Origin of the sequence: Geobacillus lituanicus (assembly GCF_050994965.1) — a bacterium.
Classification (GTDB): domain Bacteria; phylum Bacillota; class Bacilli; order Bacillales; family Anoxybacillaceae; genus Geobacillus; species Geobacillus stearothermophilus.
Genome location: NZ_CP194773.1, coordinates 354,955 through 379,309, shown reverse-complemented (window position 1 = coordinate 379,309; position 24,355 = coordinate 354,955). Strand labels below are relative to the sequence as shown.

Here is a 24,355-nt window from a genome sequence, read left to right as displayed (position 1 = left end):
TTTGCTGGAGCTAGAGAGGGTTGAACATCATGGTATTGCTAGGAACGATTGTGAACGGGCTCAGCATTGTAGCCGGGGCATTGATTGGAAAATGGTTTCACCGCATTCCCGAACGGGTATAAGAGACGGTGATGGGAGGAATCGGGCTGGCGGTGGCGCTCCTTGGCCTCCAAATGGGAATGAAAAGCGAACAGTTTCTCATTGTCATCTTCAGCCTTGTTTTCGGCGGCATTCTCGGCGAATGGTGGAATTGGGGGGAAAAGCTGAACCGGCTCGGACGATGGCTGGAAAAGAAAGTCGGCGGCAGCGAAGAAAGCGGCATTGCCAAAGGATTTGTGAGCGCGACGCTGTTGTTTGTCATCGGGGCGATGGCGATTGTTGGGGCGCTTGACAGCGGACTGCGCGGCGATCATAGCGTCTTTTGTATACGAAGGCGATTTTAGACGGCTTTGCGAGCGTCATTTTGACGACGACGCTCGGCATCGGCGTCATGTTCTCCGCCCTGCCCGTTGTCCTGTACGAAGGCGGCATCGCGCTGCTGGCCACGCAAATTGAACGGTTCGTGCCAAGGGAAGTGCTGGATTCATTCATCGCGGAATCAACGGCCACCGGCGGAATTTTAAGAACATTCGCGTGGCGAATTTGCTGCCGAGCATTCTTGTCGTGGCGGCTGCCGTGTGTGTTCTTTCATTCGTCTAATAGACGGCCGCCTCTTCGGCCGAGAGCGGACAAACGACGTCCGTGCAGAGGGAGCGCCTAAACCGGGCGTTCAAGGCGCGCAAAAGAAATCCCCTCTTTAAGAACAACAGCCGGATGAGAGGGGATTTTGCTGTTTACCATAAGGAATGCCGGTCTTTCAGAAGCGGTTGGGCGGCTCGCTCTTTGCGGATGATGTGCCGCTCCGCTTCATAAATGCCGTTGGCGATCGTTTTCGCCATATTCATGACGAGATGAAGACGCGTATTTTGCAAGACGAAAAATTCCATAAACCCGCTCACATTGACGACTCCAGTAATATGGGCGTCGCCGACAGGGGGAAGTTGCTTGTTCACTCCGGCTCCGGGGCGAACCGGCCCTTTCGACACGGTGATGGCCCCGACGCTTTTCAACCGTCCGAGGCAAGCGTCGACAGCGATGATAAACGGATCGCGATGAATCAGCTGAATGGCCCCCACTTTTTCTTCCAAGTTGACCGCATGAATCGGCTCTTCAAGCGTTCCGTATACGTGAAAACGGGCCAATGGCTTCTCCTTCAGCATCGTGCCGACGAGCGGTCCAAGCGAATCGCCGGTCGAACGGTCCGTGCCGATGCAGACGACGGCAATCGGTTGAACGAGCGGATCGGGAAGCAGCGAAGTGATTCGCCAGGCGATGGACGATGCCGCCCCCTGTTCATCATAAAAAACGCGATTCCTTTCTTCCCGGGAAGAGAAAAATATCGACGGTATGCTCATGCGATTCACTCCTACTTTCGGTTCAAAATTATTAACAGTATACGGAAAATAAAAAAATCATATACATCTCGATGTTTGTTTTCTTGTCTTTTCTTGTCTTTTCTTTTTCGCCCGTTGCCTGCATTTGACTACAAATCGGCGGTCCATCTTGTTAAAATAAAAGCGCAGAATAGAAAAAGGTTGAGGTGTCGTCAACATTGAATGCGATGGAAAAAACGGTTAACCGGCTGCTCGAGCTGTTGACGAATGAGGAGTTATGGCTTCGAATTGGAACAGGGGCGCTTAAGATTGTTCTTATCCTACTCATATGCGCCGCAACAGTGAAAGTGTTGAAAATAGCCGTTCATAATATGTTCAAAGTGCGGGAGAAAGCACCGATCCGCATTTCGGAACGGCGAGAGATGACGTTAACGCGGCTGTTAGACAATGTGATTACGTACGTACTATATTTTATTGCGCTGTTGATGATTTTAGATACGTTTGGTGTTCCGGTCAAAGCGTTGTTGGCTGGGGCCGGGGTTGTTGGCCTGGCCGTCGGCTTCGGGGCGCAAAGCTTAGTAAAAGACATCATCACCGGGTTTTTCATCATTTTTGAAGACCAGTTTGCGGTCGGCGATTACGTCCGCATCGGCAATTTTGAAGGGTATGTGGAAGAGATCGGGCTTCGGGTGACGAAAATTAAAAGCTGGACGGGAGAAGTGCATATTTTGCCTAACGGCAGCATTACGCAAGTGACGAACTATTCACTTCACAACAGTTTGGCGGTAGTGGACATCAGCATCTCCTATGAAGAAGATATTGAAGAGGCAGAAAAAGCGATTCGTGAACTGCTGCCGCAGTTGCCGGACAAATACGAGGATATGGTCGCACCGCCGCAGTTGCTTGGCGTGCAAAACTTAGTGAACTCGGAAATGGTGCTTCGTATTACATGCGAAACGAAGCCGATGTGCCATGTCGGTGTGGCAAGAGCCATCCGCAAAGAAGTAAAGATGCTTTTAGACGAACGCGGAATCGAAATGGCATACCCAAGGTTCGTGTTGCATCGGCGAAGCGGAGAGGAGCCGCTTGATGCCAAATGGCAAGGGCAGAAATCATGACAATCATGGAGGTGAGCAGATGGAAGAGAAGGAATTTGGCTTGTATGATATCGTTGAGATGAAAAAGCCGCACCCGTGCGGCACGAACCGTTGGAAAGTGATCCGCTTAGGCGCGGATATCCGCATCAAATGCGAGGGGTGCGCCCACAGCGTTCTGTTGCCGCGCAAAGAGTTTATTCGCAAAATGAAAAAAGTGTTAGTCAGGCATGAAGAATGACAAAAGGGGCTGATCCAAAAGAGCGGTAACGCTCCTATCTGGAGCAGCATGGAAACATAGACCGCCACGAAACATCCGGTAAAGCCAAGGGTTTCAGGAGGGGGTCTCTTTCCCATACTTCGGTTGCATCTCATCAAAAAGGGGCTTTTGCGTCAGCCCGAATACGAATTTAATGAAAGAGGCGTTTGCCTCGGTCAACACTGTTGTTGTCTTTGAACAGTTTATGACTGATACCGCCGCCGCTGCTGATTATGTCCTTCCGGTTGCGGCTTCGTTTGAGGAAGAAGACGTTTATTGTTCGTCAATGTACCATGCGTATTTGAATTACGGGCCGAAGCTCGTCGACCCGACGGGCGAGGCGAAGCCTGATCTTTGGATTTGGACGGAGCTGGCCAAACGGCTTGGCTTTGGCGATGCGTTCGCCTATACGCGCGAGCAGTTTCTCGCCATGGCGCTGCGCCCGTTGGAAACACACGGGATTACGCTCGAGCGGATCAAAGCCGAGCATCGCGTTCTTCTGCCCGTCGAGCCGGTGCCATGGCATGACCGCCGTTTCCAAACGCCAAGCGGCAAATATGAATTCACTTCGAACATTGCCCGGCAAAAAGGAATGGACGGCCGGCTGCAAATCATGTACCCGGCTGAGTCGGAAGAAGCTCATCCGGCATTGGCCGCCAAGTATCCGTACCGGTTGTTGACGATCCATCCGCTCCGTTCCAACCATTCTCAGCATTACCCTCTCGTTCCGGCGCTGCAAACTGTGCGCATTGAAGCTTGTCATTTTTTGTGCCAGCCCATATAATGAGGGAAGATGCGAACGGGAAAGAGGAGTGGAACGAATGGGATTGACAGCAGGAATCGTCGGGTTGCCAAACGTCGGCAAATCGACGTTGTTTAACGCCATTACAAAAGCAGGCGCCGAATCGGCCAATTATCCGTTTTGCACGATTGAACCGAACGTCGGCGTCGTGGAAGTGCCGGACGAGCGGTTGACCGTCCTGACCGACATGTTCCGGCCGAAGCGGACCGTGCCGACGGTTTTTGAGTTTACCGACATCGCCGGGATCGTGAAAGGAGCAAGCAAAGGGGAAGGGCTTGGCAACAAGTTTTTGTCGCACATTCGTCAAGTTGATGCGATTTGCCAAGTCGTCCGTTGCTTCAGCGATGAAAACATCACCCACGTCGCCGGCAAAGTCGATCCGCTCGCCGATATTGAAACGATCAACTTAGAGCTTATTTTTGCTGACCTGGAGACGGTCGACAAACGAATGGAGCGGGTGGGCAAAATCGCCAAGCAAAAAGACAAAGAGGCGGCGTTTGAATACGAAATTTTGCTGCGGCTGAAAGAGACGCTCGAAGCCGGCAAGCCGGCGCGCACGATCGAGTTTGCCGATGAAGAGATGAAAGTCGTCAAGCAGCTGCACTTGCTGACGACCAAACCGATGCTTTATGTCGCCAATGTCGGCGAGGACGATGTCGCTGATCCGGAGAGCAATCCGTTCGTTGCGGAAGTGCGTGAGTTTGCCAAAAGCGACAATGCGGAAGTGATTGTCGTCTGTGCAAAAATTGAAGAAGAAATCGCCGAGTTCAGCGATGAGGAAAAACAGCAGTTTTTGCAAGAGCTCGGCATTGAACAATCCGGCCTCGATCAGCTCATTCGCGCCGCCTACAGCTTGCTTGGGCTGGCGACGTTTTTTACCGCCGGTGAACAAGAAGTGCGGGCATGGACGTTTCGCAAAGGGATGAAGGCGCCGCAATGCGCCGGTATTATTCACTCTGACTTTGAGCGCGGGTTCATTCGCGCTGAAACCGTTTCATACGACGATTTAGTCGCTGCCGGCTCGATGGCGGCGGCGCGCGAAGCCGGCAAAGTGCGGCTGGAAGGGAAAGATTACGAAGTGCAAGACGGCGACATCATGCACTTCCGGTTCAATGTGTAATGCCATTGTCGACAGAGTCCGCGGCCAAGGGGCGGCAGACTGCGTGAGTTCCATGTGCAATGCCGCGGAGAAAGGAAAATGGTTGGCGGCGTGGTGAACTTCCAGTGCTAATTCTGGCGAATGTTTCCGTCATCGGAATGAAGCGGAATAGCCTTGCTTATTGCCGCCAGTCATGGTATAATCAACGAATGTGAGTAATGATTATTGCTCCTTGCCCTTCGACGGGAAGGGCCGTTTAGACCAAAAGGAGGTGACGAGCGTGAGAAAATACGAAATCATGTACATCATCCGCCCGAACATGGACGATGAAGCAAGACAAGCTCTCGTCGAGCGGTTTAACAACGTGTTGAAAGAAAACGGTGCGGAGATTACGAATGTGACGGATTGGGGCAAACGCCGTTTAGCCTATGAAATTGAAAAATATCGCGACGGCTACTACATGATTGTCAACGTCACGGCAGAGCCGAAAGCGGTGCAAGAATTTGACCGTTTAGCGCGCATCAGCGAAGACATTATCCGCCATATCGTTGTGAAAGAAGAAGAATAATTTTTTGTATATGGTACGAGGTGGTTCTGATGATTAACCGCGTCATTTTGGTCGGCAGGTTAACGAAAGATCCGGAGTTGCGCTACACTCCAAGCGGAGTGGCTGTTGCCACGTTCACGCTCGCAGTCAACCGCCCGTTTACGAATCAGCAGGGCGAGCGGGAGGCGGATTTTATTCAATGCGTCGTTTGGCGCCGCCAAGCGGAAAACGTCGCCAACTTCTTGAAAAAAGGGAGCTTGGCCGGGGTTGACGGCCGGCTGCAAACCCGCAGCTATGAAAACCAGGAAGGCCGACGCGTGTATGTGACGGAAGTGGTGGCTGACAACGTCCAATTTCTTGAGCCAAAAGGAAGCAATGAGCAGCGTGGGGCAGCAGCAGGCGGATACTATGGGGATCCGTTCCCATTCGGACAAGATCAGAACCACCGTCATTCAAGCGAGAAAGGGGTTGGCCGCCTCGATGAAGATCCTTTTGCCAATGACGGCCAGCCGATTGATATTTCCGACGATGATTTACCGTTTTGAACGATCATGGAAACGATAGAAGCGGAAAGGAGGAACGAAGCATGGCAGGACGGAAAGGCGGTCGTGGCAAACGCCGCAAAGTATGTTATTTCACGGCAAACAACATCACGCACATCGACTACAAAGACGTTGATTTGCTGAAAAAATTCATCTCTGAACGCGGCAAAATTTTACCGCGCCGTGTGACGGGAACGAGCGCGAAATATCAGCGCAAACTGACGGTCGCAATCAAACGGGCGCGCCAAATGGCGCTGTTGCCGTACGTTGCCGATGAGTGAGCTGAAAAAAGCAGTAAGGGGGACCTTACTGCTTTTTCTATTTATGCTGAGTAAACTATATAAGTTGAAACTTTGTTTTACATCCAGTAGAGCGCCCGCTGCATTCTATCAAAATGACTTGTTATGAAGGAAAACAGAATCGAACAATCGGAAAATCTTTATTGCAACTTATATAGATGGAAAGGAGAATGTTCATTGCGGAAAACGCACGCCCTCACTGAAGCAGCCATCGAACTCGCGCTGTTTGCCGTTTTGTTTTTGATGGCGTTGTACGTGCCGGTGATCGGCTTTGTCGCTGCCCTGTTTTTAGCGCTTCCATTTATGGTGTTTACGATGCGTCACGGGCTTGCCCCTGCCTGGTTGCTGCTCGTTGCGGCTCTCGTTGTCTCCAGCCTTATCGGTTCGTTTTTGTCGCTGCCGATGGCGCTTATGTTTGGCACTGTTGGCATAACGGTCGGCGCGATGTTGGCGAAACAGAAAAACCGCTATCTCATCTGGCTTGTCGGCGCCCTCGTGTTTTTAGCCAACATCGTGCTTAATTACATCATTTCGATTCAATTTTTCCAAGTTGACATGATCCGGGATACGCTTGGTTTAGTGCGCGAGTCGTTTGATACGGCGATGCGCATGATGGAAGCGATGGGCCAAAAGCCGCCAGCTGAGATGCAAAAGCAGCTTGAACAAGGAATCGAACTGATCGGCTACATGGTTCCGACGCTGTTTGTCATCGCTGCGTTGGCGCTCGCCTACGTGACCATCATGGTCTCGCTGCCCATTATGAAGCGGCTGAAGCTCCCGGTCGGCACGTGGCCGCCGTTTCGTGAGCTCTCCTTGCCAAAAAGCGTGCTATGGATATACATCATGGTGCTTGTTCTTTCCATGTTTCCGTTTGCCGAGGGAACTTTCCCTTATATTGCTGTATTGAACCTCTCTTATGTGCTGCAGCTTGCCATGGCAGTACAAGGATTTTCGTTTTTGCATTACGCCGCCTACAAAAAAGGCATTGCGAAAGGCGTGGTGATCGCTGGGACGGTTGTTTGTTTATTCCTGCCTTTTCTACTTTATCTTGTGGCGATATTCGGTATAATTGATTTAGGATTTGATTTGCGCCGCCGCATTTAAATAATTGGATAAGGTGAGCCATTTCTTCAGTGTAGGAGCTGACTTGAATGTCCCATTTTTACGAGAGGAAAGCATACCGCTATCCGTCCTATGCGTTAGCCGCCTTAGCGGTGCTCATGGCGGCCGGCCTGTTTTATTTCCACTGGCTGCTTGGGCTGATCGGCTTTCTCACCGTTGGGTTTACGCTTTATTATGTCATTTGGTCACAGCGCTCTTTGTATCAAGAGCTGGGGCAATATATTTCCAACCTGTCGTATCGGGTGAAGAAAGTCGGCGAGGAAGCGCTTATGCAGATGCCGATCGGCATCATGCTCATCGATGAGGAAGGGAAAATCGAATGGTCGAACCGGTTTTTAGCCTCCTGCTTTAAGGAACAGACGTTGGTTGGCCGCTCGCTTGCCGAGCTGTCCGAACCGTTGGCCGCTTTCGTCAAAAAAGGAAAGGCGGACGAGGAGATTATGGAACTGAACGGAAAACAGCTGAAAGTCATCGTCCGCCGCCACGAACGGCTTCTTTACTTTTTCGATGTTACAGAGCATATGGAGCTGAAACGGCAATATGAGGCAGAGCGGTTGGCGCTGGCGATCATTTTTCTTGACAATTATGATGAAATTACGCAAGGGATGGACGATCAAGCGAAAAGCCAATTGAACAGCCTTGTAACCTCTGTGTTGAACCGATGGGCGAACGATTACGGCATCTTTTTAAAGCGAACGTCGTCGGATCGATTCATTGCCGTATTGAATGAGCACATATTGACCCTGTTGGAAAAAAGCAAATTTTCTATTTTGGATGAGGTGCGCGAGCAGACGGCCAAACACCAAGCCCAGCTCACGTTGAGCATCGGCATTGGCGCCGGCGTATCCCCACTGCCAGAACTTGGGACGCTTGCGCAATCGAGCTTGGATCTGGCGCTCGGGCGCGGCGGCGATCAAGTAGCGATCAAACACGGAAACGGAAAAGTGAAGTTTTATGGCGGAAAAACGAACCCGATGGAAAAGCGGACACGCGTCCGCGCCCGCGTCATTTCCCATGCGCTTCGCGAGCTCATCGCTGAAAGCGATAGGGTGCTCATTATGGGGCATAAATATCCGGATATGGACGCGCTCGGGGCGGCGATTGGCATTTTAAAGGTCGTTCAATCAAACCAAAAGGAAGGGTTTATTGTTGTTGACCAGGCAAAAACGGATGCAGGTGCGCAACGGCTGCTCGAAGAAATGAGAAAACATGCTGATTTATGGTCGAGATGCATCAAACCGGAGCAGGCGCTTGAGCTCGTGACAGAAGATACGCTGCTCATCGTCGTGGATACGCACCGTCCGTCGCTTGTCATTGAAGAACGACTGCTGTACCGCATGGATCATATCGTCGTCATCGATCATCATCGTCGCGGCGAAGAGTTTATTGAAGCGCCGATTCTCGTCTACATGGAACCGTACGCTTCATCGACATCGGAATTGGTCACCGAGCTGCTTGAGTACCAGCCGAAGCGGGTGAAGCTGTCGATGCTGGAGGCGACGGCGCTTCTTGCCGGCATCGTCGTTGACACAAAGAGTTTTACGCTCCGCACCGGTTCCCGCACGTTCGATGCGGCGTCGTATTTGCGCGCCCAAGGAGCGGATACGGTGCTTGTGCAAAAATTGCTGCGGGAAAGCGTAACGAATTACGTCAGACGGGCGAAATTGATCGAGCGGACGGTGATTGATGAACACGGCATCGCCATCGCCAAGGGGGGCGAGAACGAGGTGCACGATCAAGTGTTGATCGCGCAAACCGCCGATACGCTTCTGACGCTGAGCGGCGTCGCCGCCTCTTTCGTCATTTCCAAGCGGGCAGATGGGACGATCGGCATCAGCGCCCGCTCGCTTGGCGACATCAACGTGCAAGTCATTATGGAGAAGTTGGGCGGAGGCGGACATTTGACAAATGCTGCCGCCCAACTGTCCGGGGTGACGGTCGGAGAGGCGGAGCGGCAACTGCGCGAAGCCATTCATGACTATTTTGAGGGGGGTAAGCCATCATGAAGGTCATCTTTTTAAAGGATGTCAAAGGAAAAGGGAAAAAAGGGGAAATCAAAAACGTCGCCGACGGCTATGCCAACAACTTCTTATTTAAACAAGGGCTGGCCATTGAAGCGACGCCAGCCAATTTAAAAGCGCTCGAGGCGCAAAAACAAAAAGAGCAGCGCCAGGCGGCCGAGGAGCTGGCGAATGCGAAAAAATTGAAAGAACAGCTTGAGAAGCTGACAGTAACCATTCCAGCAAAGGCAGGAGAAGGCGGCCGTTTGTTCGGCTCGATTACGAGCAAACAAATCGCCGAGTCGCTGCAAGCCCAACACGGCTTGAAGCTCGACAAGCGCAAAATTGAGCTTGCCGATGCCATTCGCGCGCTTGGATACACGAACGTGCCGGTGAAACTCCACCCAGAGGTAACGGCGACGCTGAAAGTGCATGTGACAGAACAAAAATAACGGCGACGTCTCATTTCAGGAAGCGAAGATGCCCCCGCCCGCTGCGGCGGGGCTCCTTTGCTTATTAGCTGCAACAGAGAAAGATACAACGGGGGAAAAGGTGGTGAAACGATGAGCGAGCTGTTTTCAGAACGAATTCCTCCACAAAGCATTGAAGCTGAGCAAGCGGTGCTTGGCGCCGTATTTTTGGATCCCGCTGCGTTAGTGCCTGCTTCGGAAATTTTAATCCCAGAGGATTTTTACCGTGCAGCCCATCAAAAAATTTTTCACGCCATGCTTCGCGTCGCCGACAGGGGGGAGCCGGTCGATTTGGTGACGGTGACGGCGGAACTCGCCGCTTCCGAGCAGCTTGAGGAAATCGGCGGCGTCTCCTACTTAAGCGAGCTCGCCGACGCCGTGCCGACAGCGGCCAACGTCGAATATTACGCCCGCATCGTCGAGGAAAAATCGGTGCTGCGCCGCCTCATCCGCACAGCGACATCGATCGCGCAAGACGGATATACAAGGGAAGACGAGATCGACGTTTTGCTTGATGAAGCTGAGCGCAAAATTATGGAGGTTTCCCAACGGAAGCATTCGGGCGCCTTTAAAAATATTAAGGACATTCTCGTGCAAACGTATGACAATATTGAGATGCTCCATAACCGGAATGGGGAAATCACCGGCATCCCGACCGGGTTCACCGAGCTTGACCGGATGACGTCCGGTTTTCAGCGGAGCGATTTGATTATCGTGGCCGCCCGGCCGTCGGTTGGGAAAACAGCGTTCGCCTTAAATATTGCCCAAAATGTAGCGACGAAAACGAATGAAAATGTCGCCATTTTCAGTTTGGAAATGAGCGCCCAGCAGCTGGTGATGCGGATGCTTTGTGCCGAAGGCAACATTAACGCGCAAAACTTGCGCACCGGCAAATTGACGCCGGAAGACTGGGGCAAGCTGACGATGGCGATGGGGAGTTTATCGAACGCCGGCATTTATATCGACGACACGCCGAGCATCCGCGTCAGCGACATTCGCGCCAAATGCCGCCGGCTTAAGCAGGAAAGCGGGCTCGGCATGATTGTCATCGATTATTTGCAGCTCATTCAAGGGAGCGGACGCAGCAAAGAAAATCGCCAACAGGAAGTATCGGAAATTTCCCGCTCGCTGAAGGCGCTCGCCCGCGAGCTTGAAGTGCCGGTCATCGCCTTGTCGCAGCTGTCGCGCAGCGTCGAGCAGCGCCAAGACAAACGGCCGATGATGTCCGATATTCGTGAATCCGGAAGCATTGAGCAAGACGCCGACATTGTCGCCTTTTTGTACCGCGATGACTATTACAACAAAGATTCTGAGAACAAAAACATCATTGAAATCATTATTGCCAAACAGCGCAATGGTCCAGTCGGAACGGTGCAGCTCGCTTTTATTAAAGAGTATAATAAGTTTGTCAACCTAGAGCGCCGCTTCGATGAGGCGCAAATTCCGCCGGGGGCGTAAACCGGCTCACGTTGGCGGCAGGCGCCTCCTTTCGGGTTTAATAGACGAACAAAAAGTTTATAACTGTTTAAAATGTTCGTGTTTCATTGACTTTGCACCGAAAAACTGATACACTGACAATGTTTAGACCGAGGAAACTGGAGGTGCTCGCCATGTCGTCAGTCGTTGTTGTCGGCACGCAATGGGGCGATGAAGGAAAAGGGAAAATTACAGACTTTTTATCGGAAAACGCGGAAGTCATTGCCCGGTACCAGGGAGGGAACAACGCCGGACACACGATCGTGTTTAACGGAGAGCGGTATAAGCTTCACTTAATCCCGTCGGGCATTTTTTATAAAGACAAAATTTGCGTCATCGGCAACGGCATGGTCGTTGATCCGAAAGCGCTTGTCGCCGAGCTTTCCTATTTGCATGAGCGCGGCGTTTCGACCGATAATTTGCGCATCAGCAACCGCGCCCATGTCATTTTGCCGTATCATTTGAAATTGGATGGGCTTGAGGAAGAGCGGAAAGGCGCCAATAAAATCGGCACGACGAAAAAAGGAATCGGGCCGGCGTACATGGATAAAGCAGCGCGCATCGGCATCCGCATCATCGATTTGCTCGACCGCGATGTGTTTGCGGAAAAGCTGGCCCGCAACTTGGAAGAGAAAAACATGTTGTTCGAAAAAGTGTACGGTGCCGAAGGGTTCCGCTTCGAGGACATTTTTGAAGAGTATTACGAGTATGGCCAGCAAATCGCAAAATACGTCTGTGATACATCGGTCGTATTGAACAACGCGCTTGATGAAGGACGCCGCGTCCTGTTTGAAGGAGCGCAAGGCGTCATGCTCGATATCGACCAAGGGACGTACCCGTTTGTTACGTCTTCCAACCCGGTGGCCGGCGGGGTGACGATCGGTGCTGGCGTTGGCCCGACGAAAATCAAGCACGTCGTCGGAGTGGCAAAAGCCTATACGACGCGCGTCGGCGATGGGCCGTTCCCGACCGAGCTGCATGATGAAATCGGTGACCGCATTCGTGAAGTGGGCCGCGAATATGGGACGACAACCGGACGTCCGCGCCGCGTCGGCTGGTTTGACAGCGTCGTCGTTCGCCATGCCCGCCGGGTGAGCGGCATCACCGACTTGTCGCTCAATTCGATTGACGTGTTGACCGGCATTGAAACGTTGAAAATTTGCGTCGCCTACCGATATCGCGGTGAAGTGATCGAGGAGTTTCCAGCCAGCTTAAAAGTTTTGGCGGAATGCGAGCCGATTTACGAAGAGCTGCCGGGCTGGACGGAAGATATCACCGGGGTGAGAAGCTTGGACGAGCTGCCGACCAATGCCCGCCACTATGTCGAACGCATTTCCCAACTCACCGGCATCCCGCTTTCGATTTTCTCTGTTGGTCCGGACCGCTCGCAAACGAACGTCGTCCGCAGCGTTTATGCATAAGCGGCTAGCGGTGAACACCAAAGCATAGATGCACATGCGTCTATGCTTTTTTCATTCGCGGAGGAAAAGCGGTCCCGTCCGTGGTCGAGGTCATGCGCGTGCGTCTATGCTCTTTTCACTGTATAGATGCAACGAAATCGTTTAACATATCCTTGGCGGAAAAGTGGCTCATCCATTTTTGACTGTCGAAGGCAAGCCTATGGTTTGCTCCTCAAAATGGCAGCGGGCAAAGGATGATTTCGTTTTTATAACGTGGTAAATTAATAATGATAGCATTCCATCGCAAAAGGAAGGACGTGAGCGAGATGGAAAAACGCATTTTAGTTGTTGACGACGAAAAACCGATTGCCGATATTTTGCAATTTAACTTACAAAAAGAAGGGTACGAAGTCATCTGCGCCTATGACGGCGAGGAAGCGCTGCAAAAAGTGGAAGAAACGATGCCGGATTTGATTTTATTGGATATTATGCTGCCGCTGAAAGACGGCATGGAAGTATGCCGCGAGGTGCGGAAAAAATACGACATGCCGATCATCATGCTGACGGCGAAAGATTCCGAGATTGATAAAGTGCTTGGTTTGGAGCTGGGGGCGGACGATTATGTGACAAAGCCGTTCAGCACGCGCGAGCTGCTGGCGCGAGTCAAAGCGAACTTGCGCCGCCATGCGCAAACAGCCAACCAAGAGGAAGTGGAGAATGAAACGAATGAAATCGTCATCGGGCCGCTTGTCATCCGTCCAGATGCGTACGTCGTGCAAAAACGGGGGGAGACGATCGAGTTGACCCATCGCGAATTTGAACTGCTCCACTATTTGGCGAAACATATCGGCCAAGTGATGACGCGCGAACACTTGCTGCAAACGGTTTGGGGCTACGACTATTACGGCGATGTGCGCACGGTCGATGTGACGGTAAGAAGGCTGCGTGAAAAAATCGAAGACAACCCTTCCCATCCGTCGTGGATCGTCACAAGACGGGGCGTCGGCTATTATTTGCGCAACCCGGAACAGGAGTCATGAGTCGGCATGAAAAAAGTAGGGCCATTTCGTTCGATCCGCTTTAAGTTTGTTATTATTTATGTGCTGCTCATTCTTGTCGCCATGCAAATCATCGGCGTGTATTTTGTCCGTAAGTTGGAAACGGAGCTTGTGCAAAATTTCAAAAACTCACTGAACGAACGGGTGACGCTGCTCGCCTATAACGTCGAGCAGGCAATGAATCGGGAGCGCGATGAAAAAAACCCGACATTGGAAGAAGACATCCGTTCGCTTCTTCATGATTTCGTTTCCCAAGATATTTCCGAAGTGCGCGTCATTGATGCCAAAGGGAAGGTGTTGGCGACGTCGAATCCGTATATGCAAAACATCGTCGGGAAGCGGACGACGGAGATTTACGTGAAGCGTTCGCTCGTCACCGGCGAAACTGTCGACCGGATGATGCTTGATTCAAGGACAGGCCATCGTATGTACATTTCCTCGACTCCGATTAAGACGAGCGGGGAAGTCAAAGGGGTCATTTACGTTATTGCCTCAATGGAAAACGTCTTTTCGCAAATGCGGCAAATCAACATGATTTTGGCGACTGGGACGGGGATCGCGCTCGTCATTACCGCCGTGCTCGGCATTTTTTTGTCGCGCACCATCACCCGGCCGATTTCCGATATGCGCCGGCAAGCGCTGGCGATGACAAGGGGCGATTTTTCCCGCAAAGTCAAAGTGTACGGCTATGATGAAATCGGCCAGCTGGCGATGACCTTTAACAACTTGACGAAAAAACTGCAGGAAGCGCAGGCGACAACGGAAGGCGAACGGCGCAAGCTTGAGTCGGTGTTGACGCACATGACCGATGGCGTGATCGCGACCGACCGCCGCGGCCGCGTCATTCTCATTAATGATGCGGCGTTAAACATTTTGAATGTTTCACGTGAAACAGTGCTGTCGAGTTCGATCGTCGACGTGCTCGGCATCGCTGACCAATATACGTTTGAAACGCTGCTCGAGGAACGCGACTCACTCATTTTGGATTTCAGCACCGATGAGGAATTGTACATTTTGCGGGCGTCACTATCGGTCATTCAAAAAGAGGGTGGGTTTGTCAACGGGCTGATTGTCGTTTTGCACGACATCACCGAGCAAGAAAAAATCGACCGCGAGCGGCGGCAGTTCGTCGCCAATGTCTCGCATGAGCTGCGCACGCCCTTGACGACAATGAAAAGCTATTTAGAGGCATTGGCGGATGGCGCCTGGCAAGATAAAGACATTGCGCCAAGGTTTATTCACGTCGTCCAAAACGAAACAGAGCGGATGATCCGGCTTGTCAACGACTTGCTTCATCTGTCGAAGCTCGACAGCAAAGATTACAAGCTGAAAAAGACATGGATCAATTTTTCGGCTTATTTTCATAAAGTGATTGACCGGTTTGAACTGACAAAAAGCGATAACATCCGGTTCGTTCGCAAAATTCCGCGCCAGGCGATTTTCATCGAAGTGGATGAGGACAAAATCACACAAGTATTGGACAACATCATTTCCAATGCGTTGAAATACTCTCCGCAAGGCGGGACGATCACGTTCCGCGTCCGCGAGCTGGCCGACGAGATCATTGTCAGCGTCAGCGACGAAGGGGTCGGCATCCCGAAGGCCGATTTGGCGAAAATTTTTGAGCGTTTTTACCGGGTCGATAAGGCGCGGTCGCGCAAATTGGGCGGCACCGGCCTCGGACTGGCCATTGCCAAAGAAGTCGTGCTCGCCCATGGCGGGACGATTTGGGCGGAAAGCAAAGAACATAAAGGGACGACGATTTATTTTACGCTGCCGCTAGAACGGGAGCAAAAGGATGACTGGTACGATGTATGAAGCGATCAAAACAGTTGTGTTGACGTCGCTTGTGCTCATCAGCATTATGATGACGTTTGCTTTATGGACGTATCATCCTAAATATGACGTGCTGCAAAACGACGAGTATATTCAGCACGTTTCCGTCAGCAATACGCAAGTTGATACGGCGATGGTCGTGCAGCCAAAGCAGGTGCTCATCCATAAAGGCGGAGCCCACTACGCCCTCACGAAAGAGGAAAAGAAAAATGAAGTGCTGAAAGAAGTCAAAAAATGGGCGCTCGACGATTTTGAGAACATTTCATCTTCCGTCCCGCAAGGAAAGTTTTTGTCGTTTTTAGACGGAAAAGAGCGGCTGGAAATCATTTACCCAGACGAGCTGCCGATCGATATTTACCGGTTGATCTTCACGGTGGAAGATAGAGGGCTTGATGGCCTGGCATTTGACCGCATTCTCGTTCCATTCAGTGAAGGGGATAAATTCCCAGTCTATTTTATCGCAACCGATAAGCACAAAATTTATAAGGCGACCGCCAGTGACGCTTCGCAGGACGCCATCAGCCGGCTGGCGAAGGAGGCCAACCATTTTCCCCGTTATTTCGCTTATCCGGTCAGCGAGACGAAGCAGCTTTATTTGCCGGAAAAAGAAGTGGAGCTTAGCAGTTTGCAATACTACACCGATGAGTTGGACGCCGATAAGTTTAAAGAAGCGCTGTTTAGCGACCCGAGCTTTGTGAAAAAGGACTTGATTCCGTTTGGCGAGGAGTACACCGATGGTTCGCGGCTGATGGACGTCGATTTCCTTCAGCGCATGCTGCTGTATGTCAATCCGGCAGCCCGTGTCTCCAATATGGGCCAAACTGATCAAGAAACTCACTTCATTCAAAAAAGCATTGATTTTGTCAATGAACATGGCGGCTGGACTGATGTATACCATTTTGCCCGTTGGAGTGAAGAAGATCGGAAAGTCATTTTCCGGCTTGTTGTCAACGGGTATCCGGTTTTTAATGAATACGGCATGTCGGAAATCGTGGAGACGTGGGGGGCGAGCGATTTAATGAAATATCAGCGCCCGCTCTTCCGTCTGGAAATCCCCGACCGCACCCGAACCCCGAAAACGCTGCCGTCCGGCCGTGAGATCGTCAAACAGCTTGAACAAGCGAAAGGCGTCCGCAAATCGCTCGTGAAAGATATCGCCATCGGCTACGAGCTCGTCAAAGATCCGGAACGGGAGAAAGTGATTCGTCTGGAACCGGCGTGGTTTTATTTGTACGAGCAAACGTGGAAAAAAGTGAGCGACGATGGGGACGGCGGAGGAGGGGGAACGAATGGATTGGAGTAAAACGAAGACGATTTTCATCATTGTGTTCCTCATCCTCGACTGCTTTTTAGTGTATCAGTTTATGGAAAAACGAAACAGCAGCCAGCTTGATGTCATTTTGGAAACGACCATTGAAGAGCAGCTCGAAGCGAACGGCATCACGTATGTGGAGCTGCCGAAAGAAGTGACGAAAGCGGCGTACGTCAGCGGCAAAAGCCGAGCGTTTACCGCCGCCGATACGAAAAAACTGTCCGCGCAAAAAGCAAAAATCGAAGAAGGAGAAACGAAATTGAAAGGAACGTTTCTCCATCCCATTGCTTTAAATGTCAGCGACCCGTACCAGTTGCGCGAGTTTTTGCGGCGCTATATTTTGGATGGGGAGCAGTACGCCCTTTGGTCATTTGATGAAGGGGAAGGAACGGTAATTTGTTACCAAGTGTACGAAGGCAAAATGATTTATGGCAACGAAAACAGCAAGCTCATCATTCATGTCAATAAGCAGCAAAAAGCGGTTTCTTATGAACAGACGATGCTCGATGACTTGGAAAAATACGAGCGGAAACAAGACATCGTTCCGGCCATTAAAGCTCTTGAGACGCTGTACCGGAAAGGGCATTTGCAGCCGGGCGACCGCGTCACGAAAGTGGAGCTTGGCTACTATGGCCTCGTCCAGTTTACCGCTTCCCAAGTGTTGACGCCGACATGGCATATCGTCGTCAATCGGAAAGAAGATTATTTTGTGAATGCGTTTGAAGGACAAGTCATTACCGATGAAGGAAGTGTGTTGGAGTGAGCTTGAATGACGATGCGATTTAGTGTACTGGCCAGCGGCAGCACCGGCAACGCGTTTTACGTTGAAACGGACCGCCAACGCTTGCTCGTCGACGCCGGGTTGAGCGGCAGGCAGCTTGAGCAGCTGTTTGCCGAAATCGGCCGCCATCCAAAGGAGCTTGATGGGCTGCTTGTCACCCATGAACATAGCGACCACATTAAAGGGCTTGGGGTGCTCGCTCGCAAATACCGCCTGCCTGTGTATGCGAATGAAAAAACATGGCGGGCGATGGAACAGGCCGTCGGCGACATTCCGGCCGAACAAAAATTTGTCTTTCCACTCGGCGCGGTGAGGACGTTCGGCGATGTGGATGTCGAATCGTTTGGCGTCTCTCACGATGCGGCTGAACCGATGTTTTACGTCTTTCACTACGGGGGAAAAAAGCTTGCGTTGCTCACCGACACCGGCTACGTGAGCGAGCGGATCAAAAAGACGATCGAAAATGCTGATGTGTTCGTGTTTGAAAGCAACCACGACGTCGGGATGCTGCGGATGGGGAGGTATCCGTGGAGCGTCAAGCGCCGCATTTTAAGCGATGTCGGCCATATTTCGAACGAGGAAGCAGGGCTGGCGCTTGCCGATGTGATCGGGGAGCGGACAAAACAAGTGTATTTGGCTCATTTAAGTCAAGATAACAATATGAAAGAGCTGGCGCGCATGACTGTGGCGCAAATGTTGGAACAAAGAGGGCTGGCAGTCGGCGCCCGCTTTCATTTATACGACACCGATCCCCGTCGGGCGACCGCGTTGGCGTATGTATGAGAGGCGTTTTGGCTAAACTGGGGAAAATGTGTTTGTTGGATTTTTTTCTCTATTGATGATTATAATGAGGGATGGAGACGAATGCGGAAAGGGTGGTGAATGTGGGGTATTACGATGACCATTACGAAGCGCACGGGCAAACGAGACGGAAACGGCGCAGCGGTTCGTTTTTGTCCACGCTTGTCGGCGCTGTGTTAGGAGGATTGCTCGTCCTCATGTCCATTCCGGCGCTTTCCCGTTGGGACGTCCTCCCGTACGACGTCGTGCCGTCGCAAGAGGAACGAGGGGAGCCGGAAGGGGAAAGTGAAGCTCCTGCGGTTCGGCAAAGCGTTTCCGTCGATGTGACGACGGCGGTGACAAAGGCGATCGACCAAGTATCGGATGCGGTTGTCGGCGTTGTCAACATTCAAGAAGCCAGCTTCTGGTCGCAAGGAGGCGAGGCTGGCGTCGGATCGGGCGTCATTTACAAGAAAGCGGGAGGACGGGCGTTTATCGTCACGAACCATCATGTTGTTGAAAACGCCAGTCAGCTCGAAGTGAGCCTCAAAGATGGGACGAGAGTGCCGGCGAAGCTGCTGGGCAGCGATGTGCTGATGGACTTGGCTGTGCTGGAAATCGATGCAAAGCATGTGAAAAAGGTGGCTGAGTTCGGCGACTCCGACGCGGTAAAGCCAGGAGAGCCGGTCATCGCCATCGGCAACCCGCTCGGCCTGCAGTTCGCCGGGTCGGTGACGCAAGGCATTATTTCCGGGACGAACCGGACGGTGGAAGTTGACTTGGACCAGGACGGCGCTCCGGATTGGAATGCGGAAGTATTGCAGACAGACGCAGCCATTAACCCGGGCAACAGCGGCGGCGCCCTCGTCAACATCAAAGGGCAAGTCATTGGCATTAATTCGATGAAAATCGCCCAAGAGGCGGTTGAAGGCATCGGATTTGCGATCCCGATCAACACAGCCATTCCGATCATTTCGGACTTGGAAAAATACGGACAAGTGCGCCGTCCATATATGGGCGTTGAACTTCGCTCGCTGAGCGACATCCCATCGTACCATTTGCAGGCGACGCTTCATTTGCCGCCGAATGTAACAGAAGGGGCCGCGGTCATCCAAGTCGTGCCGATGTCGCCAGCCGCCCAGGCAGGCTTAAAACAGTTTGATGTCATCGTGGCGCTTGATGGCGAAAAAATCCGCAATGTGCTCGACTTGCGCAAATATTTGTATACGAAAAAATCGATCGGCGACCGGATGGAAGTCACGTTTTATCGTGATGGGGAAAAACGCACGGTCACGATGAAGTTGGCGCGTGAGTCGTATTAAACGAAAACGATGGAGGAGCGGAAACGCTCCTTCTTTTTTCCACAAGGAAAGGAGCGAGAATGATGATATTCACATGTGAGGAGCACATCGATATGGCCATTGACGAATATGTGGATGAGACGGAGCAGGCCCCTGATGTCATGTTTGTGGATAACAGCGAAAAACTGTGCCGTTTTTGCGAGAAAAAGGCTGTCTATGCCGTAGGATGCTGATGTTTTTGCACAATATGTGGATATGTGTTGTGTATATGTGGATAAATATTGTTGATAAGTTGTTTGTAAGGTGGGGATGATGTGTGCATATTTCCATTGCCGCTGTGGGCAAATTGAAGGAAAAATATTTAATTCAAGGGATCAATGAGTACACAAAGCGTCTGTCCGCATATGCAAAAATTGAGATAATTGAGGTCGCCGATGAAAAAACCTCCGAACGGGCAAGCGAACTTGAGGAAGAGCAAATCAGACAGCGGGAAGGCGAGCGGCTGTTGGCGAAAATTCCGCATGACGCCCACGTCATCGCGCTTGCGATTGAAGGAAAGATGAAATCGTCCGAGCAATTTGCCGCCCGTCTCGATGAGCTCGCCACCTATGGCAAAAGCAAGGTAGTGTTCGTCATCGGCGGCTCGCTTGGCTTAAGCAAACAAGTGATGGCGCGCGCTGACGAGGCGTTGTCGTTTTCGAAAATGACGTTTCCTCACCAGCTCATGCGTCTCATTTTGCTCGAGCAGATTTACCGCGCATTTCGGATCAACCGGGGGGAGCCGTATCACAAGTGAGCCGTCCCCTTTTACTTTGGGGGATGTTTTTTTAATACTTTTTTCTCAGTTTAGCTGGTTTTGTTCCGATAATGTTTCGTGTGATACATAAATGGTGACACGATGTTCGGACGTTTTATCGGCAAACAACGACTTTAACATCGCCCCAAGAGGCAAGGGGTATGCGTCGTTAGTCGCCGTAACAAGATCAATCAAAGGGCCCTCACCACCTTATTGAACTATTCCTCTTCTGTCATCCATTACTGAAAAGGATGAAGAAGTTTGCCTTGGCAGTGCAGCCGAGGATAGCCCCATTTTTTCGTTAATGTATGGTGGCTGCGCCGTTTTTGCTTAGGCCGGACGGTGCGGAGAAAACAAAAAGGAGCTGCCCCGTCACGCAACTCCCCCGCATTGGGCTGATACTTTATTTTTGCCGCTTTCTTTCGAACGGAGCAATAAATGGTCGGCATAAATGTACGCTTTTTCAATTGACATCGTTCCTTCTGCTTGACAAAAGTAAAGACCAAACGATGACGTATAGGCAATGGGACGTTTCGCCGCCATATAATCGACCAACACGGTGCTGCGGCGCACGGCTTCTCGAATCTCCTCGACAAGCCGGACGCTCTCTTCAAACGTGCGATGGCGCAAAAACATCGTAAACTCTTCGCCGCCGCTGCGGAACAAAAAATCATCTTCCTGAAGAAATTGTTTCAACGTCGAGGCAAAATGGCGGATCACTTCGTCGCCAACAGCGTGGTTGTACGTGTCATTAATCGATTTAAAATTGTCAATATCTGCGACGACAACGCCGATCCATTCGCCTGTTCCATTCAGCTTGGCGATCGTTTTGTCCATGTAGGCGCGGTTATGGACGCCGGTGAGAAAATCGGTGTACGCCATCTTCTCAAACTGATCGCGCTCCAGTTTATGACGGATGCTTTGCGATTTGGAAAAAAACGAGCGACTGACAAAGTAATTAAGCAAAAACAAACTTAAAAGCATATCCCACCGCTGTTCTTGCAAAAAGAGAAATAACAGACCATTTGTCAGCGCCGTTTTTCCCATGTCCGTCCAGCTTCTTGTTTTAATAAACTCAAGCGCTTCGCCTTGTGTCCGAATATCGCCGGTGAGATAAAAAACGATGATGAGACAGCAATCAGTCAGCAATGAAACGATGACGACGAGCAGAAAAACGAGCAGCCAAAAACCGATAAGCGGAACGGATTGAAACAGCGGGTTAAGGAGGTTGTATAGAGCGAACGCCAATGAGTTGAACGTCACAAATGAGCCGATGTTGTACAACGTGTGCAGCCATTCATCCGGTTCCGCTGTTTTTAAATATTTCTTTGTCAGATGTTCAGTCAAGCGAAACAGCGATTCAAAAATAAGCAGCCCGAGTGGGCCAGCAAACAAGGAGAACGATAAGCTGTAGTTGATGCCGTAGTCAACCGGGATATTGTTTTTTGTTTTATCGACGACGCGCAAGTGCGAATACAAGCTGGAAAACAGCCAATAAAACAGCAAGGCGATCATATATGTACGATCGAAGGAAGGCGGTTTTGACACAAAAACAACAACAATGGATGCGGAAAAAACAGCAAAAATCATCGGTCGTGCTCGGAGTAACATCTCGGCTCTCTCTCCTATAAATCTGACCTCTGACAACTTCGGCGTTGATGAAGTGATTCCAAAAAAAAGAAAAGGAAGGCTGCTCACATGCCAGTGGCTTTCAGCAAAAATACGGATTATAGCCGCCGATGGCGAACGGTGAATTTGGAAACCGTCTTTTTTATAGAATCAAGATGTTCCCAATTGGAACAAACGAACATATGGTTACATCTATTATAGTACTATATACACAATTGTGAAAATAGACGAAATGGCATTGTTTTTCGCCTTTTTTCCACAAAATTTGACACATATTGAGTGAAAGTTGGTTCCAATCGATGCCGGTTCTTTCGTGAACTATACAGCTGGATCGTGCTTATTTCGCTGAATGAAAAGGGAAGCAGATAAAGCATAGGTGGTTCTTCCAGTACAGCTAGCGCGATTGCGGCGTTGTCGGCGACGGAAAGGCCGGAAATATCATATCGCCGAATCCGAATACGATTGCGGCGGCTGAGGTGTTTGGCGCTTCTCTTTTCCCGCTTATGACGGCTACGAGCAGCCATGGCTTGTTCGTGGCGTAAGTATGTTGGCGATTTGTTTGCGCTCAAAGGAAGCAGCGCTTCGGTTGGCGAACAACTTATAGTGGAGGCTATTGTCATCGTTTGTGCCAAGACAGCCGTTTCCGATGACTTTTCGTTTTCAAGGTTTGGATGGAGACAAAAGAGGAGGGAAAAAGAATGAAAATCGTTATTGCCCCTGATTCATTTAAAGAAAGCCTTTCTGCGCTCGAAGTCGCCGAGGCGGTCGAGCGTGGGTTTCGCACGGTGTTTCCGGAGGGGGAATACGTTAAGGTGCCGATGGCCGACGGCGGGGAAGGGACGGTGCGGTCGCTCGTTGATGCGACCGGCGGCCGCATCGTCGAAACGGAAGTGACCGGGCCGCTCGGCGAGCCGGTGCGGGCGTTTTTTGGTTTGCTTGGCGACGGGAAGACAGCGGTCATCGAGATGGCGGCTGCCTCGGGGCTGCACCTTGTCCCGCGCGACCGGCGCAACCCATTGGTGACGACGACACGGGGGACGGGAGAACTGATCCGAGCAGCGCTTGACGCCGGCGCCACTCATTTGATTATCGGCATTGGCGGCAGTGCGACGAACGACGGTGGGGCCGGCATGGTGCAGGCGCTTGGGGGAAGGCTTTTGGACGAAGACGGCCGGGACATCGGTCCGGGCGGCGGAGCGCTCGCTTATTTGCAGTCGATCGACTTGTCCGGGCTCGATCCGCGTCTGGAGAACGTGCGCATTGATGTCGCGTGCGATGTCGATAATCCGCTCACCGGACCGAGAGGCGCGTCCGCCATTTTCGGCCCGCAAAAGGGGGCGACACCGGATATGGTCGCGGTTCTCGACCGGAATTTGGCGCATTACGCAGATGTCATCCGACGCGATCTCGGCAAACAAGTCGGCGACATTCCCGGCGCCGGCGCGGCCGGAGGCTTGGGAGCGGGGCTGCTTGCGTTTCTCCCGGCTGAGCTGAAGCGCGGCGTTGATATTGTGATCGAGACGGTTCAGCTCGCGAAGCGCGTCAAAGGCGCCGATTTAGTCATTACCGGTGAAGGACGGATCGACGGACAGACGATATTCGGAAAAACGCCGATCGGTGTCGCCAAAACGGCGAAACAGTTCGGCGTCCCGGTCATCGGCATCGCCGGATCGCTGGGCGACGACAGTGCGGTCGTCTTAGACCATGGCATTGACGCCCTCTTTACAATTGTTCCCGGCGTCATTCCGCTTGAGAAAGCGTTCGAGCAGGCGGAACAGTATGTGACGCAAACGGCGCGGCATATTGCCTCTGTGTATCGTCTCGGTCAAATGAAAGGGACATCTTTCTCCTAAGCGGGGAAGATGATGGGATTTCTTCATCCTATTTCGCGCAGGAGACTCCCACTTCAACGACCAAAGGGAGTAAGTGGGAGAGGAATGCGCGTTCCCCTTTTCTTTTGTGTATGATATAATAAAGGCGTGGAGAAAACCGTTTAATAAAGGCACTCCAATAACTGCTACTCGATGTATGGAGTTGGTTACAGGAAACGTTGTAACCGTAAAACATCGAGCGTAGATCCGTCTGTTGTGTGTGGAAGCCAAGTACTGCCAACAGACACACCGAGAGAATCGGTAACGATGCAGGCATGACCTGCGTCGTTGGGTAGTTGTCAACCTGCCCTGATGCAACCCCAAGTCAAGGAAGGAGGACGAAGTCCGCTTGTACTTCTGGGGAGTTGCAAGCCCCCACTTCAAGCGTTAGCTAAGTGGGGGTAGTTGACGGGTGAAATCCTATTGTTGAACGGCATGTTCTGTTCAG

General features: G+C 51.5%; 22 protein-coding genes and 2 pseudogenes. 22 read left to right on the top strand and 2 right to left on the bottom strand.

Translation table 11 applies throughout. The annotated features are described in order from the left end of the window. The first annotated feature begins 29 nt into the window (after positions 1-29). Positions 30-699: pseudogene (locus ACR1UW_RS01810) on the top strand (DUF554 domain-containing protein). 134 nt (positions 700-833) lie between these two features. Here ACR1UW_RS01810 and yyaC read toward each other — a convergent pair. Continuing rightward, on the bottom strand, positions 834-1,454 hold the full coding sequence (gene yyaC, locus ACR1UW_RS01805; RefSeq protein ID WP_044743676.1) for a spore protease YyaC: 621 nt from the start codon (positions 1,452-1,454) through the stop codon (positions 834-836). Between the two features lie 197 nt (positions 1,455-1,651). On the opposite strand from yyaC, the gene ACR1UW_RS01800 reads away from it, so the two are divergent. The 20 genes and pseudogenes from ACR1UW_RS01800 to rlmH all read left to right on the top strand — a co-directional run bounded on the left by ACR1UW_RS01800 (position 1,652) and on the right by rlmH (position 20,407). Then, positions 1,652-2,551: a mechanosensitive ion channel family protein gene (locus ACR1UW_RS01800; RefSeq protein WP_498934402.1), complete on the top strand. Its 900-nt coding sequence runs from the start codon at positions 1,652-1,654 to the stop codon at positions 2,549-2,551. 19 nt (positions 2,552-2,570) lie between these two features. Then, a complete protein-coding gene (locus ACR1UW_RS01795) occupies positions 2,571-2,768 on the top strand; it encodes a DUF951 domain-containing protein (protein WP_033008859.1) in 198 nt (65 codons plus the stop codon). Between the two features lie 157 nt (positions 2,769-2,925). Next, positions 2,926-3,540: pseudogene (locus tag ACR1UW_RS01790) on the top strand (molybdopterin-dependent oxidoreductase); the annotation flags it as partial. Between the two features lie 67 nt (positions 3,541-3,607). Beyond that, a complete protein-coding gene (ychF, locus tag ACR1UW_RS01785) occupies positions 3,608-4,708 on the top strand; it encodes a redox-regulated ATPase YchF (protein ID WP_033008860.1) in 1,101 nt (366 codons plus the stop codon). A 259-nt stretch (positions 4,709-4,967) separates the two neighbouring features. Then, a complete protein-coding gene (rpsF, locus tag ACR1UW_RS01780; RefSeq protein ID WP_033008861.1) occupies positions 4,968-5,255 on the top strand; it encodes a 30S ribosomal protein S6 in 288 nt (95 codons plus the stop codon). Between the two features lie 29 nt (positions 5,256-5,284). Continuing rightward, a complete protein-coding gene (ssb, locus tag ACR1UW_RS01775) occupies positions 5,285-5,779 on the top strand; it encodes a single-stranded DNA-binding protein (RefSeq protein ID WP_033008862.1) in 495 nt (164 codons plus the stop codon). 41 nt (positions 5,780-5,820) lie between these two features. Further along, positions 5,821-6,057 (top strand): 30S ribosomal protein S18, encoded by a 237-nt coding sequence (gene rpsR, locus ACR1UW_RS01770; protein ID WP_008880812.1) that lies wholly within the window; start codon positions 5,821-5,823, stop codon positions 6,055-6,057. 195 nt (positions 6,058-6,252) lie between these two features. After that, positions 6,253-7,179: a YybS family protein gene (locus ACR1UW_RS01765; RefSeq protein WP_498934399.1), complete on the top strand. Its 927-nt coding sequence runs from the start codon at positions 6,253-6,255 to the stop codon at positions 7,177-7,179. A 47-nt stretch (positions 7,180-7,226) separates the two neighbouring features. Then, entirely contained in the window at positions 7,227-9,203 is a 1,977-nt protein-coding gene (locus tag ACR1UW_RS01760) for a DHH family phosphoesterase (RefSeq protein WP_498934397.1), read from the top strand. Continuing rightward, positions 9,200-9,649 (top strand): 50S ribosomal protein L9, encoded by a 450-nt coding sequence (gene rplI, locus ACR1UW_RS01755; protein ID WP_033008865.1) that lies wholly within the window; start codon positions 9,200-9,202, stop codon positions 9,647-9,649. The genes ACR1UW_RS01760 and rplI overlap by 4 nt, the downstream gene beginning before the upstream one ends. Positions 9,650-9,760: 111 nt before the next feature. Beyond that, on the top strand, positions 9,761-11,125 hold the full coding sequence (gene dnaB / locus ACR1UW_RS01750) for a replicative DNA helicase (RefSeq protein WP_033008866.1): 1,365 nt from the start codon (positions 9,761-9,763) through the stop codon (positions 11,123-11,125). Positions 11,126-11,277: 152 nt separating this feature from the next. Further along, on the top strand, positions 11,278-12,564 hold the full coding sequence (locus ACR1UW_RS01745) for an adenylosuccinate synthase (RefSeq protein WP_498934395.1): 1,287 nt from the start codon (positions 11,278-11,280) through the stop codon (positions 12,562-12,564). A 305-nt stretch (positions 12,565-12,869) separates the two neighbouring features. After that, positions 12,870-13,583, top strand: coding sequence for a response regulator YycF (yycF, locus tag ACR1UW_RS01740; RefSeq protein WP_033008867.1), 714 nt, complete (start codon positions 12,870-12,872; stop codon positions 13,581-13,583). A gap of 6 nt (positions 13,584-13,589) precedes the next feature. Further along, on the top strand, positions 13,590-15,419 hold the full coding sequence (gene walK, locus ACR1UW_RS01735; RefSeq protein WP_498934393.1) for a cell wall metabolism sensor histidine kinase WalK: 1,830 nt from the start codon (positions 13,590-13,592) through the stop codon (positions 15,417-15,419). Further along, positions 15,412-16,740 carry a YycH family regulatory protein gene (locus ACR1UW_RS01730; RefSeq protein WP_498934391.1) on the top strand — a complete coding sequence of 443 codons (1,329 nt, stop codon included), beginning with the start codon at positions 15,412-15,414 and terminating at the stop codon, positions 16,738-16,740. Before walK ends, ACR1UW_RS01730 begins: the two co-directional genes overlap by 8 nt. Then, the gene (locus ACR1UW_RS01725) at positions 16,727-17,512 is read left to right on the top strand and encodes a two-component system regulatory protein YycI (protein WP_033008870.1); all 786 of its coding nucleotides are present in this window, start codon (positions 16,727-16,729) and stop codon (positions 17,510-17,512) included. The genes ACR1UW_RS01730 and ACR1UW_RS01725 overlap by 14 nt, the downstream gene beginning before the upstream one ends. A 6-nt stretch (positions 17,513-17,518) precedes the next feature. Next, positions 17,519-18,313: an MBL fold metallo-hydrolase gene (locus tag ACR1UW_RS01720; RefSeq protein WP_063329673.1), complete on the top strand. Its 795-nt coding sequence runs from the start codon at positions 17,519-17,521 to the stop codon at positions 18,311-18,313. A gap of 101 nt (positions 18,314-18,414) precedes the next feature. After that, positions 18,415-19,632 (top strand): S1C family serine protease, encoded by a 1,218-nt coding sequence (locus ACR1UW_RS01715; RefSeq protein ID WP_050368739.1) that lies wholly within the window; start codon positions 18,415-18,417, stop codon positions 19,630-19,632. 59 nt (positions 19,633-19,691) lie between these two features. Continuing rightward, positions 19,692-19,844: a CxxH/CxxC protein gene (locus tag ACR1UW_RS01710; protein ID WP_020754210.1), complete on the top strand. Its 153-nt coding sequence runs from the start codon at positions 19,692-19,694 to the stop codon at positions 19,842-19,844. An 83-nt stretch (positions 19,845-19,927) separates the two neighbouring features. Next, positions 19,928-20,407 (top strand): 23S rRNA (pseudouridine(1915)-N(3))-methyltransferase RlmH, encoded by a 480-nt coding sequence (gene rlmH, locus ACR1UW_RS01705; RefSeq protein ID WP_020754209.1) that lies wholly within the window; start codon positions 19,928-19,930, stop codon positions 20,405-20,407. 372 nt (positions 20,408-20,779) lie between these two features. Here rlmH and ACR1UW_RS01700 read toward each other — a convergent pair whose 3' ends face one another. Then, the gene (locus tag ACR1UW_RS01700) at positions 20,780-22,018 is read right to left on the bottom strand and encodes a GGDEF domain-containing protein (RefSeq protein ID WP_498934387.1); all 1,239 of its coding nucleotides are present in this window, start codon (positions 22,016-22,018) and stop codon (positions 20,780-20,782) included. Between the two features lie 716 nt (positions 22,019-22,734). Here ACR1UW_RS01700 and ACR1UW_RS01695 point away from each other — a divergent pair. Further along, a complete protein-coding gene (locus tag ACR1UW_RS01695; RefSeq protein ID WP_289666524.1) occupies positions 22,735-23,889 on the top strand; it encodes a glycerate kinase in 1,155 nt (384 codons plus the stop codon). Positions 23,890-24,355: the final 466 nt, after the last annotated feature.

Bases quoted from the DNA above. Each gene is read 5' to 3' on its own strand.
- yyaC (WP_044743676.1), bottom strand. From the start codon at position 1,454: ATGAGCATACCGTCGATATTTTTCTCTTCCCGGGAAGAAAGGAATCGC.
- ACR1UW_RS01795 (WP_033008859.1), top strand. From the start codon at position 2,571: ATGGAAGAGAAGGAATTTGGCTTGTATGATATCGTTGAGATGAAAAAG.
- ychF (WP_033008860.1), top strand. From the start codon at position 3,608: ATGGGATTGACAGCAGGAATCGTCGGGTTGCCAAACGTCGGCAAATCG.
- ssb (WP_033008862.1), top strand. From the start codon at position 5,285: ATGATTAACCGCGTCATTTTGGTCGGCAGGTTAACGAAAGATCCGGAG.
- rpsR (WP_008880812.1), top strand. From the start codon at position 5,821: ATGGCAGGACGGAAAGGCGGTCGTGGCAAACGCCGCAAAGTATGTTAT.
- ACR1UW_RS01760 (WP_498934397.1), top strand. From the start codon at position 7,227: ATGTCCCATTTTTACGAGAGGAAAGCATACCGCTATCCGTCCTATGCG.
- rplI (WP_033008865.1), top strand. From the start codon at position 9,200: ATGAAGGTCATCTTTTTAAAGGATGTCAAAGGAAAAGGGAAAAAAGGG.
- dnaB (WP_033008866.1), top strand. From the start codon at position 9,761: ATGAGCGAGCTGTTTTCAGAACGAATTCCTCCACAAAGCATTGAAGCT.
- ACR1UW_RS01745 (WP_498934395.1), top strand. From the start codon at position 11,278: ATGTCGTCAGTCGTTGTTGTCGGCACGCAATGGGGCGATGAAGGAAAA.
- yycF (WP_033008867.1), top strand. From the start codon at position 12,870: ATGGAAAAACGCATTTTAGTTGTTGACGACGAAAAACCGATTGCCGAT.
- walK (WP_498934393.1), top strand. From the start codon at position 13,590: ATGAAAAAAGTAGGGCCATTTCGTTCGATCCGCTTTAAGTTTGTTATT.
- ACR1UW_RS01730 (WP_498934391.1), top strand. From the start codon at position 15,412: ATGTATGAAGCGATCAAAACAGTTGTGTTGACGTCGCTTGTGCTCATC.
- ACR1UW_RS01725 (WP_033008870.1), top strand. From the start codon at position 16,727: ATGGATTGGAGTAAAACGAAGACGATTTTCATCATTGTGTTCCTCATC.
- ACR1UW_RS01720 (WP_063329673.1), top strand. From the start codon at position 17,519: ATGACGATGCGATTTAGTGTACTGGCCAGCGGCAGCACCGGCAACGCG.
- ACR1UW_RS01710 (WP_020754210.1), top strand. From the start codon at position 19,692: ATGATGATATTCACATGTGAGGAGCACATCGATATGGCCATTGACGAA.
- ACR1UW_RS01700 (WP_498934387.1), bottom strand. From the start codon at position 22,018: ATGTTACTCCGAGCACGACCGATGATTTTTGCTGTTTTTTCCGCATCC.
- ACR1UW_RS01695 (WP_289666524.1), top strand. From the start codon at position 22,735: ATGAAAATCGTTATTGCCCCTGATTCATTTAAAGAAAGCCTTTCTGCG.